The sequence below is a fragment of the Pseudonocardia sp. NPDC046786 genome (genome assembly GCF_040645415.1).
GTDB classification, from domain to species: Bacteria; Actinomycetota; Actinomycetes; order Mycobacteriales; family Pseudonocardiaceae; genus Pseudonocardia; species Pseudonocardia kongjuensis.
The window spans coordinates 268,600-285,471 of the sequence record NZ_JBEYYF010000001.1 but is presented as its reverse complement, the minus strand read 5'-3'; the positions used below and the strand labels follow the sequence as shown (position 1 = coordinate 285,471).

The 16,872-nt window shown below is 72.8% G+C and carries 19 protein-coding genes; 6 read left to right on the top strand and 13 right to left on the bottom strand.

Annotated features, from left to right (window positions below):
* Positions 1-2: 2 nt before the first annotated feature.
* Positions 3-653, top strand: coding sequence for a nitroreductase family protein (locus tag ABZ881_RS01510; protein ID WP_358480881.1), 651 nt, complete (start codon positions 3-5; stop codon positions 651-653).
* 6 nt (positions 654-659) lie between these two features.
* On the opposite strand, the gene ABZ881_RS01505 is transcribed toward ABZ881_RS01510, so the two are convergent.
* Together ABZ881_RS01505 and ABZ881_RS01500 are read right to left on the bottom strand one after the other, a co-directional pair.
* Positions 660-1,415 carry a decaprenylphospho-beta-D-erythro-pentofuranosid-2-ulose 2-reductase gene (locus tag ABZ881_RS01505; RefSeq protein WP_344024277.1) on the bottom strand — a complete coding sequence of 252 codons (756 nt, stop codon included), beginning with the start codon at positions 1,413-1,415 and terminating at the stop codon, positions 660-662.
* Positions 1,416-1,434: 19 nt separating this feature from the next.
* Positions 1,435-2,769, bottom strand: a complete 1,335-nt coding sequence (locus ABZ881_RS01500; RefSeq protein ID WP_358481102.1) for an FAD-binding oxidoreductase — start codon at positions 2,767-2,769, stop codon at positions 1,435-1,437.
* Between the two features lie 183 nt (positions 2,770-2,952).
* Between ABZ881_RS01500 and ABZ881_RS01495 the strand changes: the two genes are divergently transcribed.
* Both ABZ881_RS01495 and ABZ881_RS01490 read left to right on the top strand, forming a co-directional pair.
* Positions 2,953-4,767 carry a hypothetical protein gene (locus tag ABZ881_RS01495; protein ID WP_358480879.1) on the top strand — a complete coding sequence of 605 codons (1,815 nt, stop codon included), beginning with the start codon at positions 2,953-2,955 and terminating at the stop codon, positions 4,765-4,767.
* Between the two features lie 27 nt (positions 4,768-4,794).
* Complete coding sequence (locus tag ABZ881_RS01490; protein ID WP_344024281.1) at positions 4,795-5,397, top strand: DUF1707 domain-containing protein; 603 nt, start codon at positions 4,795-4,797, stop codon at positions 5,395-5,397.
* Positions 5,398-5,448: 51 nt separating this feature from the next.
* Here ABZ881_RS01490 and ABZ881_RS01485 read toward each other — a convergent pair whose 3' ends face one another.
* From ABZ881_RS01485 to ABZ881_RS01470, 4 genes are read right to left on the bottom strand one after another with little or no spacing between them, the layout of a single operon-like run.
* Positions 5,449-6,219, bottom strand: coding sequence for an ABC transporter permease (locus ABZ881_RS01485; RefSeq protein WP_358480877.1), 771 nt, complete (start codon positions 6,217-6,219; stop codon positions 5,449-5,451).
* Positions 6,216-7,088 carry an ABC transporter ATP-binding protein gene (locus ABZ881_RS01480; protein ID WP_358480875.1) on the bottom strand — a complete coding sequence of 291 codons (873 nt, stop codon included), beginning with the start codon at positions 7,086-7,088 and terminating at the stop codon, positions 6,216-6,218. Before ABZ881_RS01480 ends, ABZ881_RS01485 begins: the two co-directional genes overlap by 4 nt.
* Positions 7,085-7,399, bottom strand: coding sequence for a transcriptional regulator (locus tag ABZ881_RS01475; protein ID WP_358480874.1), 315 nt, complete (start codon positions 7,397-7,399; stop codon positions 7,085-7,087). Before ABZ881_RS01475 ends, ABZ881_RS01480 begins: the two co-directional genes overlap by 4 nt.
* Positions 7,396-8,004, bottom strand: coding sequence for a hypothetical protein (locus ABZ881_RS01470; RefSeq protein ID WP_358480872.1), 609 nt, complete (start codon positions 8,002-8,004; stop codon positions 7,396-7,398). Before ABZ881_RS01470 ends, ABZ881_RS01475 begins: the two co-directional genes overlap by 4 nt.
* A gap of 245 nt (positions 8,005-8,249) precedes the next feature.
* Here ABZ881_RS01470 and ABZ881_RS01465 point away from each other — a divergent pair, with 245 nt between their 5' ends.
* Positions 8,250-8,699 carry a GtrA family protein gene (locus ABZ881_RS01465; RefSeq protein WP_358480870.1) on the top strand — a complete coding sequence of 150 codons (450 nt, stop codon included), beginning with the start codon at positions 8,250-8,252 and terminating at the stop codon, positions 8,697-8,699.
* Positions 8,700-8,769: 70 nt separating this feature from the next.
* Here the strand turns inward: ABZ881_RS01465 and ABZ881_RS01460 are convergent, their stop codons facing one another.
* From ABZ881_RS01460 to ABZ881_RS01435, 6 genes are all read right to left on the bottom strand, one after another.
* Entirely contained in the window at positions 8,770-9,711 is a 942-nt protein-coding gene (locus ABZ881_RS01460) for a hypothetical protein (protein ID WP_358480868.1), read from the bottom strand.
* Between the two features lie 171 nt (positions 9,712-9,882).
* Positions 9,883-10,788, bottom strand: a complete 906-nt coding sequence (locus ABZ881_RS01455; protein ID WP_358480867.1) for a glycosyltransferase family 2 protein — start codon at positions 10,786-10,788, stop codon at positions 9,883-9,885.
* An 11-nt stretch (positions 10,789-10,799) separates the two neighbouring features.
* Positions 10,800-11,552: an ABC transporter ATP-binding protein gene (locus ABZ881_RS01450; protein ID WP_358481101.1), complete on the bottom strand. Its 753-nt coding sequence runs from the start codon at positions 11,550-11,552 to the stop codon at positions 10,800-10,802.
* A gap of 5 nt (positions 11,553-11,557) precedes the next feature.
* Positions 11,558-12,421 carry an ABC transporter permease gene (locus tag ABZ881_RS01445; RefSeq protein ID WP_358481098.1) on the bottom strand — a complete coding sequence of 288 codons (864 nt, stop codon included), beginning with the start codon at positions 12,419-12,421 and terminating at the stop codon, positions 11,558-11,560.
* A gap of 91 nt (positions 12,422-12,512) precedes the next feature.
* Positions 12,513-13,070, bottom strand: a complete 558-nt coding sequence (locus ABZ881_RS01440) for a bacterial proteasome activator family protein (protein ID WP_358480865.1) — start codon at positions 13,068-13,070, stop codon at positions 12,513-12,515.
* Positions 13,071-13,113: 43 nt separating this feature from the next.
* Entirely contained in the window at positions 13,114-14,103 is a 990-nt protein-coding gene (locus ABZ881_RS01435) for an NAD(P)H-quinone oxidoreductase (protein WP_358480864.1), read from the bottom strand.
* 54 nt (positions 14,104-14,157) lie between these two features.
* Here ABZ881_RS01435 and ABZ881_RS01430 point away from each other — a divergent pair, with 54 nt between their 5' ends.
* A complete protein-coding gene (locus ABZ881_RS01430) occupies positions 14,158-14,850 on the top strand; it encodes a GNAT family protein (protein WP_358480862.1) in 693 nt (230 codons plus the stop codon).
* Positions 14,851-14,857: 7 nt separating this feature from the next.
* Here the strand turns inward: ABZ881_RS01430 and ABZ881_RS01425 are convergent, their stop codons facing one another.
* Positions 14,858-15,814: a neutral zinc metallopeptidase gene (locus tag ABZ881_RS01425; RefSeq protein WP_358480860.1), complete on the bottom strand. Its 957-nt coding sequence runs from the start codon at positions 15,812-15,814 to the stop codon at positions 14,858-14,860.
* Between the two features lie 90 nt (positions 15,815-15,904).
* Between ABZ881_RS01425 and ABZ881_RS01420 the strand changes: the two genes are divergently transcribed.
* Positions 15,905-16,804 (top strand): LysR family transcriptional regulator, encoded by a 900-nt coding sequence (locus ABZ881_RS01420; RefSeq protein ID WP_358480858.1) that lies wholly within the window; start codon positions 15,905-15,907, stop codon positions 16,802-16,804.
* Positions 16,805-16,872 lie beyond the last annotated feature (68 nt).

Below are 16,872 nucleotides of genomic sequence, written 5' to 3'. Positions count from 1 at the left end.
TCATGAGCGACGTTCTTCCCCTCGGCCCCGACGAGCTGCTCTCCACCACCCGTTCGGTCCGCAAGCGCCTCGATCTCACCCGCGATGTCCCGCTGGGCGTCGTCCGGGACGCCCTCGAGGTCGCCTTGCAGGCGCCCAGCGGCTCCAACCAGCAGGGCTGGCACTGGCTGGTCGTGACCGACCCGGACAAGCGCAAAGCGATCGGCGAGTACTACCGCGAGTCCTACACCGCGTACCGGAACGGCCCGACGTACCCCACCAACCGGTCGACCGGCGACACCGAGCGGGACGTCGTCCAGAGCCGGGTCGCCGACAGCGCGACCTACCTCGCGGAGCGGATGGGGGAGGTCCCGGTCCTGGTGATCGGCGCGCTGCAGGCGTCGGCCGAGCTGCCGGCGTCGAACCAGGCGGGTCTGTGGGGATCGCTGCTGCCGGCCGCGTGGAGCCTGCAGCTGGCGCTGCGGGCGCGCGGGCTGGGCAGCGCGTGGACCACCCTGCACCTGAAGTACGAGAAGGAGATCGCGCAGCTCCTGGGCGTCCCCGACGACGTCCGCCAGGGCGTCCTGCTGCCCGTCGCGTACTACACCGGGGACACCTTCAAGCCCGCGAAGCGGGCGCCGCTCGACACCGTCCTGCACGTCGACGGCTGGTGAGCCGGGTCAGATCGGCAGCTTCCGGAAGATCGGCCGCGGCACGTGCCGCAGTGCGCTCATCACGAACCGCATCGGCGCCGGTGCCCACACCAGCTCCTTGCGGTTGCGCACCGCGTCGGTGATCACGTCCGCGACCGCCTGCGGCGTGGTCGCCAGCGGGGCCGGGTCGAGGCCGTCGGTCATCTTCGAGTGCACGAACCCGGGACGCACGATCGTGACGGTCACGCCGTGCTCGCGCAGCGCCTCGGTCAGTCCGGTGTAGAACGCGTCCATCCCGGCCTTCGTCGAGCCGTAGACGAAGTTCGAGCGGCGGGCGCGTTCCCCGGCGACCGAGGAGATCGCGACGATCGAGCCGTGCCCCTGCTCGCGGAACCGCTCGGCCAGCGCGACCCCGGTGGAGACGGTCGCGGTGTAGTTGACCTGGGCGAGCTCGACGGCGTGCTCGACGTCGGTCCAGGCCCGCTCGTTGTCGCCGAGCAGGCCGAACGCGACGATCGCGACGTCGATGTCGCCACCGGCGAACGCCTTGCGCACCACCTCGGCGTGCGTGTCGAGCTGCGCGGCGTCGAACTCGAGGGTCTCCACCCCGCAGCCCAGCGCCTCCAGCTCGGTCCGGGCGGCGTCCAGCCGGGGCCCGGGCCGGGCGGCCAGCACCACCCGCATCGGGCGGTCCGACGCGAACGCGCGGACGGTGGCCAGGCCGATCTCGGAGGTGCCACCGAGCAGCAGGATGCTCTGCGGGTTGCCCACGGCGTCGATCATGGTTCGGAGAACTCCAGGGTCAGAGGGTGAGCTTGAGGCGGCGGGACATGTCGGAGGCGAAGACGCCCGACGGGTCGGCGGCGTCGCGGATCGCCTTCCACTCGTCGAACCGCGGGTAGCCTGCGGCGAACGCCTCCGGCGAGGTCCGCGACTCCTTCGCCAGGTACAGCCGGCCGCCGGCGGCGAGCACCAGCTCGTCGAGCTCGGTGCAGAACCGGGACAGGCCGTCGGTGATCGGGAAGTCGACGGTGATCGTCCAGCCCTCGGTCGGGAACGACAGCGGTGCGTCGTTCCCGGCGCCGAACCGCTTGAACACGTTCAGCGCCGAGTCGAACGGCGACTGCGAGATCCGCTCGACGATCCGGCGCAGCGCCGTCTCCTCGCCGCGCGGCACCACGAACTGGTACTGCAGGAACCCCTTGGACCCGTAGATCCGGTTCCAGCCGCCGAACACGTCGAGCACCTGGTAGAACGCGGTGATGTTCTGCACCGAGCCGCGCTGGCGGCGGGGTGCCTTGCGGAACCACAGCTCGCTGAACGCGCGCACCGACAGCTTGTTGATCAGGCCGTTGGGAAAGGCGTCCGGGAAGCTGAGCAGCTGCGGCGCGTCGAACTTCAGCGGGTCCGAGCGCAGTTTCGCGGGCAGCTGGTCGACGGTCGCGAGCGAGCCGCGGGTGAGCACGCTGCGGCCCAGCCGGGCGCCGGTCGTGGTGGTGTCGAACCAGGCGGCGGAGTAGCCGTAGGTGTCGTCGGAGCCGTCGGTGAGCAGCTCCAGCAGGCCGTCCAGGTCGTCGGTCCGGTCGGTGTCGACGACGAAGTACGCCGACTCGGTGCGGTGCAGCCGGATCCGCGCCCGGACGATCACCCCGGTCAGGCCCATCCCGCCGACGGTGGCCCAGAACAGCTCCGAGTCCGGGGTCAGCTCGTGCACCGACCCGTCGGCGAGGACGATCTGCAGCCACTCGACGTGGTTGCCGAAGCTGCCCTTGGTGTGGTGGTTCTTGCCGTGCACGTCGGCGCCGATCGCGCCGCCGATGGTGACCTGGCGGGTGCCGGGCAGCACCGGGACCCACAGCCCGTGCGGCAGCGCGGCGCGCATCAGCTGGTCCAGCGAGACGCCCGCGTCGACGTCGGCGACGCCGGTGTCCGGGTCGATCGAGTGGATCCGGTCCAGGCCGGGCATGTCCAGGACGACGCCGCCGGCGTTCTGCGCCGGGTCGCCGTAGGACCGGCCCAGGCCGCGGGCGATCACGCCCCGCTCGCCAGCGGTGCGCACCGCCGTGGCGACGTCCTCGGCGTCGCGCGGGGTGACCAGCTGCGCGAGCGTGGGTGCGGTCCGTCCCCAGCCGTGCAGGGCGGTGGTCCGGCGGGTGGGTGTCCCGGACCGGAGGCTGCCGGGAACGGTCGTGTCCGTCACCGGGCCCAGGGTAGACACCCGTCCCGGGCGGGCTCGTCGCGGTGCAACCGCCGTGCTGTCACCGCGCGTACCCGGCACCGCGGTGACCGGTCGCGGGGTGGGAGGCGCCACACTGGGCAGGTGCTGGACGAGCGGCAGGCCCCGCGTGCCCTGGGCGCGCTGCCGCCGCGGCGCACCCGGGCCACCGCGGCGGGCTGGTACCTGCTGCTCGGCATCGGCTACCTGCTGGTCTCGCTGTGGCTGCAGCGGCGCGCGCTGGCCGACCCGGGCGGGGTGCTGATCGGGCACGTCACCGCCGACGCCGACATGTTCGCCTGGTGGCTGAACTGGCTTCCGTTCGCGACGGCGCACGGCGAGAACCCGCTGCTCACCGACTGGATGCACTGGCCGTACGGGCTGAACGCGCTGTGGAACACCGCGGTCCCGCTGCTCGGCGTGCTGCTCGCCCCGGTCACCGTGGCGGCCGGCTCGGTGGCCGCGTTCAACGTCGGCGTGGTGCTCGGTCCGGTCGTGTCCGGGCTGCTGCTGGTCGCCGCGCTCGGCCCGTTCGTGCGGTCCGCGGGCCCGCGCGGCTGGGTGGCCCGCGGCGTCGCCGGGGCGCTGTATGCGTTCTCCCCGTTCCATCTCGCGCACGCCGTCGCCGGGCACCTGAACCTCACCTGGTCGGTGCTGCCGCCGCTGCTGCTCCTGCTCGCCCACCACCTGTTCGGCCGCGGCCCGGTCGCCCGGCCGTGGCTGGTCGGCGGGCTGGCCGGACTGGCGTTCGCCGGCCAGCTCGTGCTGTACACCCAGACCCTGGCGATCGGCGTCATCCTGCTGGTGCTGACGGCGCTGCTGCTGGCGCTGCGGTACCCGCGGCGGGTCCGGGCCCGGCTGCCCGGCCTGGTCCGGGCCGGGATGGCCTGCGTCGGGGTGTTCGCCGCGGTCGGCGCCTACCCGCTGTACCTGGTGCTGGCCGGGCCGAACCGGCCGCGCGCGGCGATCCGCAACGTGCACGCGACCGGGGCGGACCTGGCGAACGTGCTGGTCCCGAGCCGGATGACGGCGTTCCGGCTGACCCCGGACGTGACCGGCGAGCAGTTGCGCGGGCACATCGGCGAGCAGGGCGGCTACGTCGGGCTGGCGATGCTGGCGCTGGTGGTCGTCGCGATGGTGGTGGTCCGCTCGACGGCGCTGCGGGTGCTGGCGGCGGTCGCCGCGCTGTCCTGGCTGTGCTCGCTCGGCACCGCGGTGGTGCTGTTCGGCCGGGAGACCGGGATCCCGCTGCCCTGGCTGGGGCTCGCCCGGGTGCCGCTGCTCAGCGACATCGAGCCGGTGCGGATCCAGGTCGTCACCGCGCTGTGCGTGGCCGCGGTGGTCGCCATCTGGATCGACCGGATGCCGCTCGCCCCGCCGGGCGCCCGGGTCGGCGCGCTGGCGCTCACCGGGTTCGCGCTGCTCAGCTGGCTGCCCGCGGACGCCCAGGAGGTCCGGCCGGCCCCGGTGCCGGAGTTCTTCGCCGCCGGGGCGGGCGGGCTCGGCCCGGCCGACGTCGTCGAGATCTACCCGCGGATCACCGCCGCCTGGGACGACGGCGCGCAGGGCCTGCGCTGGCAGGCGGCGTCCGGGCCGGGCTTCCGGATCCGCGGCGGCTACTTCATCGCCTCCGATCCGGAGGACGACGTCGTCGTGCAGAGCCGCTGGAACCGCTACCAGATCGGTGCGCAGTGGGTCGCCGACGGCAAGAACGACCCCAGTGACGGCTACGCCGCCGAGGCGGACGCCGAGCTGCGCCGGCTGGGGATCACCGCGGTGGTGATGGTGCCCGGCCGGGCGGTCGACGGCGGCGACGAGGACCGCGTCGTCGAGTGGACCCGGCGGGTGACCGGCGATCCGGGCCGGTTCGACGGTGGGGCGTGGCTGTTCCGGCTCCCTGCCGCCGCCCCGGTCGGCTGAGTACCGGTGGCCGTTTACCCTGGACACGTGGACGGTCCGCGGGTTCCCGGGGAGCGGCGCGAGATCAGGATCTCCGACGCCGACCGCGAGCGTGCCGCCGAACGGCTCAACCGGGCCATGGCGGAGGGCCGTATCTCGGTCGACGAGCTGCAGGAGCGGCTGAGCACCGTCTACGCGGCCCGGTTCGGCGCGGACCTGCTGCCGGTGCTGTCCGATCTGCCCGGCGATCCGCTGAACCTGAGCGCCGACGTCCTCGCCACCCCGGTCGGCCCGCCCACGGTGCTGCGCGGCGGGGTCGGCCCGCTCAAGCGGCGCGGGCGCTGGAACGTCCCGCCCCGGCTACGGGTGCAGAGCTCGTTCGGCTCGGTGCTGCTGGACTTCTGCGAGGCCGAGCTGCCCTCGCCGGTGGTCGAGGTGGAGCTGGAGCTCGGCGCCGGTTCGGCCCGCCTGCTGGTGCCCGAGCACGCCACCGCCGACGTCGACGGCCTGGTCTCGTCGTTCGGCTCGATCCGCTCGAAGGTGGCGTCCCGGCCGGTGCACGGGCGCCCGCACTTCCGGGTCTACGGCCGCACCTCCGCCGGCTCGGTGACGGTCCGCACCCGCTACACGTTCGCCGGCCGGCACTTCTGACCTGCGGGTCCCGGCGCGGTCCCGACCCCCCTCGGGGCCGCGCCGGGTGGCTCAGCGGAAGCGGCGGCCCTCGTCGCGCCGGTAGGCCCAGCCCGCGACCAGCGCTGCCAGCACCGTCCAGCCGGCGAAGGCGAGCACCGTCAGAAGCCCCGGGGTGGGCCCGCCGAGGCTGAGGATCAGCAGGTCACGGGCACCACGGGTGGGCAGCAGCGACGACACGACCTGCATCCAGCCCGGGAACAGCGCGGGCGGCAGCAGCAGCCCGCCGCCGAACGCCATCGGGAAGAACACCAGCTGCACCACCGGCAACGCGACCTTCGTCGGCAGCGAGTAGCCGATCGCGAGGCCGCCGAGCAGGAACGGCAGCCCGCCGAGCGCCAGCATCGCGACCGCGCCGACCATCCGGCCCGGTGGCACCGTCGCCGCGGTGAACAGCGCGCCCACCACGAGCACCGGCAGCACCGAGAGCAGCGCGAAGAAGCCGCCGCACGCCAGCCGGGCCACGATCCGGGCCGCCGCCGGCGCCGGGAGCGTCCGCAGGTAGGGGTCCCACGGCTTCTCCCGGTCGTCGGCGACACCGACGCCGAAGGTGAACAGGAACCCGGTCAGCACGCCGAACAGGGCCAGCTGCGCGACCGCCGCGGTGGCCGCGGCCGGATCCTGCGAGTAGTCGAACGGCAGCACGAAGAACAGCAGCGTCAGTGCCGGGAACAGCGCCGAGGACAGCACCGCGATCGGGATCCGGAGCTGTTCGAGCACCAGGTAGCGGACGTGCGCGGCGACCAGCGCGGCGGCCGCGCGGGGCGCGGTGCGGGTGCTCATCGGGTGCCTCCGGTGAGTGACAGGAACGCGTCCTCCAGGGACGCCCGCTGCACGCCGAGATCGGAGAACGCGACGTCGTGGCGGACCAGGGTGCGGACCAGCTCGTCGGCGTCCGCGGTGTGCAGGGTCCAGCGGTCCCCGTCCCGTTCGGCGTGCTCGACGCCCGGCAGCTCGGGCAGCAGCGGCGCGTGCAGCGTGACCCGGCTGCGCCGGACCGCCCCGCGCACGGTGCCGACGTCGCCGTCGGCCCGGATCCGGCCGGCGGCGAGCACCACCACCCGCTCGGCAAGGTTCTCGATCTCGTCCAGGTAGTGGGTGGTGAGCAGGACGGTCCCGCCCCCGGAGTGGAAGTCGCGGACGGCGTCCCACAGCGCCCGGCGCCCCTCGACGTCCAGCCCGGTGGTCGGCTCGTCGAGCAGCACCAGCCGGGGCCGCCCGCAGAAGGCCAGCGCGACGGCGAGCCGGCGCTTCTGGCCACCGGACAGCCCGCCGGTCTGCCGGCGTTCCAGACCGCCCAGGCCGAACCGCTCCAGCAGCTCACCGGCCGGGACCGGATCCGGGAAGTGCCCGGAGACGAAGCGCAGCACCTCGCCGACCCGCAGCGTCTCGGGCAGTCCGGTCTGCTGGGGCGTCGTGCCCAGCGCGACCCGGTTGGCCGCGTCCCGCGGGTCACCGCCGAACAGCCGGACCGTGCCCGAGTCGGCCCGGCGCAGCCCGGCGACCAGGTTGACCAGGGTGGACTTGCCGGCGCCGTTCGGCCCGAGCAGCCCGGTGAGGCTGCCGGGCTCGAGGGTGAGGTCGACCTCGTCGAGTGCGACGGTGTCGCCGTAGCGACGGCTGACCCCGGTGAGTTCCACGGGTGCCGTCATCGTCCGACCTCCGTGCTGGACTGCGGCGCGAGCAGTGTCCGCAGCGCGGTCGTGTAGTCCTCGAACGCCCGGCGACCGCTTCTCGTCAGTTCGACGAAGGTGACCGGGGTGCGGCGCTGGTGCGTCTTCGTGATCGCGACGTAGCCGGCGTCCTCCAGCTTCCGCAGGTGGGTCGACAGGTTCCCGGCGGTCATCTCCAGGAGCTCCTGGAGCCGGGGGAACGTCATCCGGTCGCCGTCCGGCAGCGTCGCGAGGGTGGCGGTGACGCGCAGCCGGGCCTGGGCGTGGATGATCGGATCGAGCTCGGTCACCGCGCCCTCCGGTGCACGAGCCCGGCGACGATCAGCGCGCCGCCGCCGCCGAGACCCATCACCAGGGAGTTCCACGGGTCAGGGGTGAACGCGGTGACGACGGCGACCGCCTGCACGGTCAGGCCCGTCCAGTAGTCGACGGCGCTGTGCACGAAGGCGCCGGTCGCCATGTAGAGCACGCCGACAACGAACACGAAGAGCACCGGGAACGGGTTCGCGCCGCTCGGAGTGACGGCCGGTGCGAACGCCGCGGCGATCGCACCGGTACCGATCATCGCGACCATCCAGCCGACGCCGTACATGGCGCCGAACCGGCTGGAGGTGCCCTGCACGCCGCGGCCCATCCGGATCCCGATCACCGCGCTCAGCACGATCGCGATGCCGATCGTGATGCCGGTGATCGCCGAGGCGTCCACGGCGGGTCCGAGACCGGCGCGGTCGGTGAACCAGGCGAGCCCGATCAGCAGCCAGGCCACGCCCCAGGACAGGAAGTACGGGGCGAAGTCCGGCGTCCGGCGGGCCTGCTCGCGTTCGATGATCGCGAGGGCGTCGGCCGGCGAGGCCGGTGGCTCGTCGCCGATGTCGGTGCTCGGTCGGTCCTGCATCGTCCCCTCCAGCGCGGAGTAGTTTGTCTTCGCGCCTAGTTTGTAGCACAAAGTGCTTGGCGGTGTCCAGTGGGGCGGCTGTCCGCTCCGGCCACCCGGACCTCGTTCTCCGGGTCCGGCCGAACCCGATGTCCGGGCCGGCGTGCGTGCCGCGGGCTGGTGTCCGCGCTGGTCGTGGCCGGTGCGGTGGCCCGGCGCGGCGGGTCGCCGACCGGCCGGGCGGTGCGCGCCGCTACCCTCGATGCGTGACCGCCACCGAGCCCTCGCGGGCCGAGAGCCCGGCACCCGACGCGGTGCCCGCGCCGCGCCGCGGACTGGTCAGCCAGCTCGGGAGCTTCGTCGTCGTCGGTGTGCTCGCCGCGATGGTCGACTTCGGGATCTACCACCTGCTGCTGAACCTCGGCCTGTGGGTCCCGGTGTCGAAGGGGATCAGCTTCATCCTCGGCACGACGACCGCGTACCTGCTCAACAAGCGGTTCACCTTCACCGGCGCCAACACCGGCGGCAAGGGCCGCTTCGCCGGCTTCGTGGCCCTCTACGGCACGACGTTCGCGGTGAACGTCGGGATGAACTCGCTCGTCCTGTACCTGCTCCCGCCGCTGGCCCACGACACCTCGCTGGCCTGGCTGGTCGCCCAGGGCACCGCCACCGCGATCAATTTCGTGATGCTCCGCTACATCATCTTCAAAAGCTGACGCCGCACACCCCTTCCCTGCGCCGCACACCCGCTGCAACAGGTGTGCGGCGGGGTAAACCGGTGTGAGGTCACGGGCCGACGAGGGGCCTCAGGCGGGCGGCCATGCCGTTCGGGCCGGGATCGTCGATCTCCGGAAACGTCCACCGGACGACGGTGAGACCCTCCGCCCGGATCCGGTCCTCGCGACGCTTCTCCTGCCACAGCACCTCGGCCGGGTCTGCGCCGGGGCGTGGCGAGCGGCCGTACTTCGTGCGACCGTCGAACTCGCCGACGACCCCCCGGTCCGGCCACGCGAAGTCGGTACGGAGCCGGGTGCCCGGGACCGGCCACTGGAGGACCGGTGCCGGGAGTCCGGCGACGTGCATGCGGAACCGGCTGAGTGTCTCCCCGGGGCTCTCGCTGCGTCCGTCGGCGAACGCGACCGCGCGCCGAGCCGCCCGGGACCCGGACCAGTTCGCCGAGGCCCCCAGCGCCCGGATGATCTCGCCGGTCGTCGCCGCTGCGGGATCCGGCCGCCGGGCGCGCTCGGCGACGATCCGGCGGTGCAGCGCCCCGTCGATCGTGACCAGTGCCTGCGGCGCCGCAACGGTGCGGGCCAGATCGACGACCGTCCTGGCCGGTGAGGTCACCCGCAACCCGCCGGCGAGTTCCAGCACGTCGCCCTCGGGGAGCCGGCCGCCGTGGATCTGCAGGTCGCCGCGGATCCGTGCGCCGTTCGAACGGTCGCGCACCACGTGCAGCCGTCGCAGCGGGATCCGCCAGACCGGTAGCCCCAGCAGCACCGCCGCCGTCACGAAGCCGAAGACCGCCCCGGACACCAGCTCGGGCCCTGCGGCCCGGGCCCGGAGCCGATGGTCGTCCTCGGCCCGCGGCGAGTCACCCCCGGCGAGCCGGTACACGCCACGGCGCACCGCGACGAGCACACCGGAGCGCAGCATCCGGTCGATCTCGGCCCCGTCGAACCCGTCGGCGACCAGCGCCGGCCGGCGGACCAGTCCGTCCGCTCCCACCCGCAACGACGCATCCACCACCCCACCCCACACCCAGGAAGCGCCCCCGCACCCCCAATCCCCCAACCTGTGGACAACCACCCCTCCCTGTGGACAGAGGTGCACACCCCCTGACCGTGCGGCACACCTGCTGCAGCAGGTGTGCGGCGCGGTGTCCGGGTGTGCGGCCGGTCAGGGAGCGCGGTGGAAGCGCTCGTTGCGGCCCTGGTTCAGGAGGCGGAGCCAGTCCCGGAAGGCGCGCGGGTCGCGCTTGGTCACCAGGAAGTACCAGGCGAACCGGGGCAGCTCCAGCAGGCCGATCCGGCGCATCCCGGGCTGGCTCATCAGGTAGCCGCGGTTGCGGTAGGTGTAGTAGCGCTTCACCGCGTCGCCCGGGTCCTGCGCGTGCAACCGCCCGCCGAGCATCGGCTTGAACTCGTCCGAGCCGTAGGGGTGCAGGTAGGCGGCGTGCAGGGCGGTGCCGAACGGCAGCCCGGAGCGCACCATCCGGCGGTGCATCTCGACCTCGTCGCCCCGGACGAACAGCCGCAGGTCTGGCACTCCGATCACCTCGAGCGTCGAGGCGCGGAACAGGGCACCGTTGAAGAACGAGGCGATGCCGGGCAGCAGGTCGTCGTCGCCGAGCGCGGAACGGCTGCGGTGCCAGGTGACGCCGCGCCGCAGCGGGAACGCCAGCCGGTCCGGGTCGGCCTTGTCGGCGACCACCGGCGAGACCGCGGCGAGATCGTGCCGCTGCGCGACGTCGAGCAGGGTGGCGAGGGTGGAGGCGTCGGCGGCGTGGCCGTCGTCGTCGGCCAGGAAGATCCAGTCCGCGCCCATCGCGAGCGCGTGCAGCATGCCGAGCGCGAACCCGCCTGCGCCGCCCAGGTTGGTCCACGACGGCAGCCAGGTGGTCGGCAGCGGGCAGGCGTCGACGGCCTCGCGGGCCGGCTGGTCCGGTCCGTTGTCGACGACGATCAGGTGCGTGATCGGATGGGTCTGCTTCGCCATCGCGGCGAGCGAGTCGACCAGCATGTCGGAGCGGTGCCGGGTGACGATCACGCCGACGACGGAGCCGGGCGGCAGTGCAGCGGTCATCGGGCCCGGGGTCACGAGGGGGTCCGGCCCTTGTAGGCGTCCAGCACGTCCTGCAGCGGGCCGTACTCCTTGATCGTCCCGTGTTCCATCCACAGCGCGGTGTCGCACAGGTCGGCCAGGAACTCGTCGGAGTGCGAGGCGAACACCAGGATCCCGGAGCGTTCGACGAGCTCGTGCAGCCTGCCGCGGGCCTTGCCGAGGAACTCGGCGTCGACGGCGCCGATGCCCTCGTCGAGCAGCAGGATGTCCGGGTCGATCGAGGTGACGACGCCGAGTGCGAGCCGCACCCGCATGCCCGTCGAGTAGGCGCGCAGCGGCATCTCGAGGTAGTCGCCGAGCTCGGTGAACTCGGCGATGTCGTCGATCCGCTCCTCCATCTGCTTGCGCGTCATGCCCAGGAACAGGCCGCGGATGAGGATGTTGTCGTAGCCGGAGATCTCCGGGTCCATGCCGACGGCCAGGTCGAAGACCGGCGCGACCTTGCCGCGCACCGCCGACCGGCCCCGGGTCGGCTCGTAGATGCCTGCCATCAGGCGCAGCAGGGTGGACTTCCCGGCGCCGTTGTGGCCGACCAGCGCGACCCGGTCGCCCTTGGAGAGGGTGACGGTGATGTCCCGCAGCGCCTCGATGATCGGGACCTTCGACTCGGTGCCGATCCGGCCGCCCGCCCGGCCGAGGACGGCCTTCTTGAGCGACCGGGTCTTCGCGTCGAAGATCGGGAAGTCGACGGCGGCGCGGTCGATGCGGATGGACGGTTCCGGCACGGTGTTCACACCCAGTACGCGACGCGGGAGCGGTAGTTGCGCAGGCAGACCAGCGCTGCGGTCCAGCCGACGATCGTGATGACGCCGGTGACCAGCCAGTACCGGCCGACGATCTCCTGCCCGAGCAGCGGCTGGCGGACGATCTCCACGAAGTGGAACACCGGGTTGAACTCGACCAGGCTGGCTCGCTCGCGGGCCGCCTCGTTGTCCCGGAGGATGTCGACCGACCAGACGATCGGGGTCAGGTAGAAGACCAGCTGGGTCACGCTGGCGATGATCGGCGGGATGTCCCGGAACCGGGTCGCCAGGATCCCGGCCAGGATCGCCACCCAGGCACCGTTGATCGCGAGCAGCACGAACGCGGGCACCGCGAGCAGCGACGGCAGGCCCAGCGGATGCGGAAAGATGATCATCAGCACGACCCAGACGACCAGGTTGTGCAGGAAGAACAGCGTCTGCCGCCAGACCAGCCGGTAGATGTGCAGGCTCAGCGGGGCCGGCAGGAACTTGATCAGGCCCTCGTTGGAGATGAAGACCTCGCTGCCCTCGAGGATGCAGCCGGACACGAAGTTCCAGATCAGCAGCCCGACGGCGACGTGCGGCAGGAACGTCGCGATCGGGATGTCGAACAGCGCCGAGTAGAGGATGCCCAGCCCGAGCGCGATGACGCCCATGCTGATCGAGATCCACAGCGGGCCGAGCACCGAGCGGCGGTAGCGCTGCTTGATGTCCTGCCAGCCGAGGTAGCCCCACAGCGGGCGCTGCCGCCAGCCGGCCGCGAGATCCGCGAACGCCCGGCGCCAGCTGCGCGGGCTCGACACCTCGGACGGGTCGACGAGATCGCCCGGCTCGTTGTCGGTCACGGTCACGGCCACCCGACGAGGGTACTCAGAGCACTCCGCGGGGCCCGGCCGGGGAGGCCCCTGCCGGGCACCGCGAAGTGCAGCTCAGAAGTGCAGCTCAGAGGTACTGGCCGGTGCCCCGGCCCAGACCCTCGGGGACACCGGCCTGATCCGGCCCGCCACCGACGCCCGGCGGCAGGCCGCGGCGCATCTGCTCCAGCTGTGCGCGGGCGGCCATCTGCTGGGCGAACAGCGCCGTCTGGATGCCGTGGAACAGGCCCTCCAGCCAGCCGACCAGCTGCGCCTGCGCGATCCGCAGCTCGCCCTCGGACGGCGTCTCGTCCGCGGTGAACGGCAGGCTCAGCCGCTGCAGCTCCTCGCGCAGCTCCGGGGCGAGCCCCTCCTCGAGCTCCTTCACGGAGTTCTCGTGGATCTCCTTCAGCCTGCTGCGGGACGCCTCGTCCAGTGGTGCCGCCTTCACCTCCTCCAGCAGCTGCTTGATCATCGTGCCGATCCGCATGACCTTCGCGGGCTGCTCGACCATGCTCGCCGGACTCTGCTGCTCGGCCTCGTCGTCGCCGGAGGGGATCTTCGCCATGCCCACCGGACGGCCATCGGCGCCGACCACCACGACCCGCTCGTCGGGGGTCTCCTGCTCGTCGCTCATGGGTGCCATTCTGGCCCTGCCGGGCGGCACCGCGCAGCGGGGATCATGCCGATCAGGCGTTCGGGTTCAGCAGCAGCAGCTTCCCGGTGACGCCGCCCTCGGCCAGCCTGCGGTGCGCGTCGGCGGCGTCGGCCATCGAGAACCGCTCGAAGACGACCGGACGGACCTTCCCCGCCCCGAACAGCGGCCACACCTGCTCGCGCACCTGCTCGACGATCTCGGCCTTCGAGTTCGGGCCGGTCACCGGGCGTCCGCGCAGGCCCATTGCCGAGATGTGGCCGCGCTTGGCCAGCAGCGCACCGATGTTCAGCTCGGCCTTCACCCCGCCCTGCATGCCGATGATCATCAGACGGCCGTCGCGGGCCAGCGCGGACAGGTTGTTCGCCAGGCCCTTGGCCCCCATGTTGTCCAGGATGACGTCGGCGCCGTGCCCGTCGGTGGCCTTCTTCAGCGCCTCGGCGACGTCGTCGTGGTAGTCGATGACGATGTCCGCGCCCAGGTCACGGCAGAACCCGTGCCGGTCCGGGTGGGCGGTGACGGCGACCCGCGCACCGAACGCCTTCGCGACCTGGATCGCGTGCGTCCCGATGCCGGACGACCCGCCCTGGACGAGGAACGTCTCACCGTCGGCGAGCCGTCCCTCCATGAACACGTTCGACCACACCGTGCAGGCCACCTCGGGCAGGCCACCCGCGTCGACGAGCGACACCCCGTCGGGGACGGGCAGCAGCTGCACCGCGGGTACCGCCACCTTCTGCGCGTAGCCGCCACCGGCCAGCAGCGCGCACGCCTCGTCGCCGACCGTCCAGCCCTGGACGCCGTCGCCGAGCGCGGCGATCCGGCCCGAGCACTCCAGGCCGAGGATCGGCGAGGCGCCCGGCGGGACCGGATAGTTCCCCTGGACCTGCAGCAGGTCGGCCCGGTTCACCGCGGACGCGGCGACGTCGAGCACGACCTCGCCCGGCCCGGGCGTCGGATCCTCGACATCGGCCCAGGCCATCTGCTCGGGACCGCCGTACTCCGCCAGGGTGATCGCCTTCATGGGTCCGACGGTATTCCGTCGCGTCGGCCGGTGCGATCCGGCACGGTTCCCGGCATGGAATGGCTGCCTGCGTCGATCGACCCGGTCCCGGACCCGTGGCCGCCGCACCGCCTGGTGCTGCGTACCCCGCGCCTGGAGCTGCGCCCGGACGACGACGGGTCGCTGCGCGAGCTGGTCCCGATGCTGCACGAGGCCGGGGTCCATCCGGGGTCGGAGATGCCGTTCGCCGTCGCGTGGACCGACGCCGATCCCCGCTACCTGGGCCGCGGCGTCGCGCAGTACCTCTGGTCGGAGCGCGCGCGGTCGTCGCCGGAGTCCTGGGCGCTGCACCTGGTGGTCCGGGCCGGCGGGGCGGTGATCGGGCTGCAGAGCGTGACGGCGAACCGGTTCGGTCTGCTGCGCGAGGTCGGCACCGGCTCCTACCTGGGCCGCCGGTACCAGGGGCAGGGTTACGGCACCGAGATGCGGGCCGCGGTGCTGGCGTTCGCGTTCGACCGGCTGGGTGCGACGAGTGCCCGCTCGGACCACGTCGAGGGCAACGACGCCTCGGCGCAGGTCTCCCGGCGGCTGGGCTACCGCTACGACGGGACCTCGCTGAACACCGCCCGGGACGTGCGGGAGGTGCAGCACCGGCTGCTGCTCACGCCGGAGGAGTTCGCCCGGCCCGGCTGGGACCTCGCCGTCGAGGGCTACACCGGCGAGCTGGCCGGGTTCCTGGCCGCGGACCCACCCCCGGCGGACGCCTGAGCCGGGATCAGCCCAGGTCGCGGGCCGAGAACGTGTCGCAGGCCCGGACGTCGCCGGTCTCCAGGCCGGTGCGGAACCAGCGCTCGCGCTGCGCGGAGCTGCCGTGCGAGAACTGCGACTCGTCGACCCGGCCGGAGCCGAGGTTCTCCTGGATGAAGTCGTCCCCGATCCGGGACGCGGTGTCCAGCGCGGCGTCGATGTCGGCCTGGGTGAGCTCGGTGATCAGCGGGCGCCCCGAGTCGCCGGGGACCGTCGTCGCGTGGTGTGCCCAGATGCCCGCGTAGCAGTCGGCCTGCAGCTCCAGCCGCACCTGCCCGGACTCCGGGCCGGTCTCGCGGCCCGCCCGCTGCAGGTCACCGGTGAGGTTCTGGATGTGGTGGCCGTATTCGTGGGCCATCACGTAGGACTGTGAGAACGGGCCGCCCTGGGCGCCGAACCGGTCCTGGAGGTCCTGGAAGAACGTCAGGTCGATGTAGATCTCGGAGTCGGCCGGGCAGTAGAACGGCCCGCTGTCCGACGACGCCGAACCGCAGCCGTCGGTGCTCACCCCTCCGGAGAAGAAGTTGGTGCGCGGCGGCGCGAAACCGGAGGAGAACTGGGTCGACCAGAAGTCGTCCAGGGAGTTGACGACAGCGACCATCCGGCAGTCCGTCGAGTCGTTCGCCGACGCCCCGGTGGCGCAGTTCTGGGCGAGCGAGGAGTTGTCCGCGGTCTGCCCGGCCCCGACCTGGTCGAGCCCGGGGTAGCCACCGCCCGCGCCCATCCCACCCATGTCGACACCCGCGAAGTTCGACAGCAGCAGGTAGATGATGACGCCGACGATGCCGAGCCCGCCGCCGGCACCGGCGACCCGGCCGCCGACCCGGCCGCCGCCGACCCGGCCGCCGCCGATCCGGCCACCGCCGGAGCCACGCAGATCGTCCACCCCGGACGTGTCCAGTCGGGCGTTCTCGTCGAACCGCACGGTGACCTCCCCTGACCCGTGGACGGATCCCACCACACCGGCCGTCGCGGCGCGCCGACGACACCCCCGCGGCGTTGCTACCGTCCTGCGGTGCAGTTCAGCCTGGACCAGTTGCAGGGCTTCGTCGCCGTGGCCGAGGAGCTGCACTTCGGCCGGGCCGCGGCCCGGCTGTCCATGACCCAGCCACCGCTGAGCAGGCAGATCCAGAAGCTGGAGACGGCGGTCGGCGCCCGGCTGCTGGACCGCGGTCCGCGCTCGGTCGAGCTCACCGCGGCCGGGACCGCGTTCCTGGTCGAGGCCCGCCGCATCCTGTCGCTGGCCGAGTCGGCCCCGGACCTGGCCCGCCGGGTGTCGTCCGGTGCCGCGGGCGTCGTGCGGATCGCGTTCACCGCGGCGTCGACGTTCGGGGTGCTCGGCGGCCTGCTCGACCGGCTGGCGGGGACGTTGCCCGACATCGAGATCGTGCTCGCCGAGATGGTCACCCGGGACCAGGTGGCCGGTCTGCTCAACGAGGAGATCGACCTGGGTCTCGGGCGGCCCCCGTTCGACCACACGGTGTTCGCCTCGCACGTGCTCGCCCGCGAGGCGCTGGTGGTCGCGCTGCCCGCCGGGCACCAGCTGGCCGGCCTGGGTCGCGCTCTGCGGGCGGACGACCTGCGCGACGAGCCGGTGATCATGTACTCGCCGACCAGGGCCCGCTACTTCTACGACCTGGTCGTCTCGGTGATCACGGTGCCGCCGCAGAACGTGGCGCACACCGTCGACCAGATCCTGACGATGCTGTGCCTGGTCGAGGCGGGTCGTGGCGTGGCCGTCGTCCCGGCGTCCGCGCGCCGGCTGGGCATCCCGGGGGTCGTCCACGCCGAGCTGGACACGGCGCGGGCCGATCCGGTGGAGCTGCACCTGCTGTGGCGGCGTCAGTCGTCGAACCCGGCGGTGTGGTCGGTGGTGGACGCCCTCGTCGGCGGTACCGCGTCAACGATGCCGTGAGGGCATTGCTCGATGCTGAACTAATGTTAGACGTGCATGGCCGAGCGGCTTAGCGTCGTTGCAGCGGA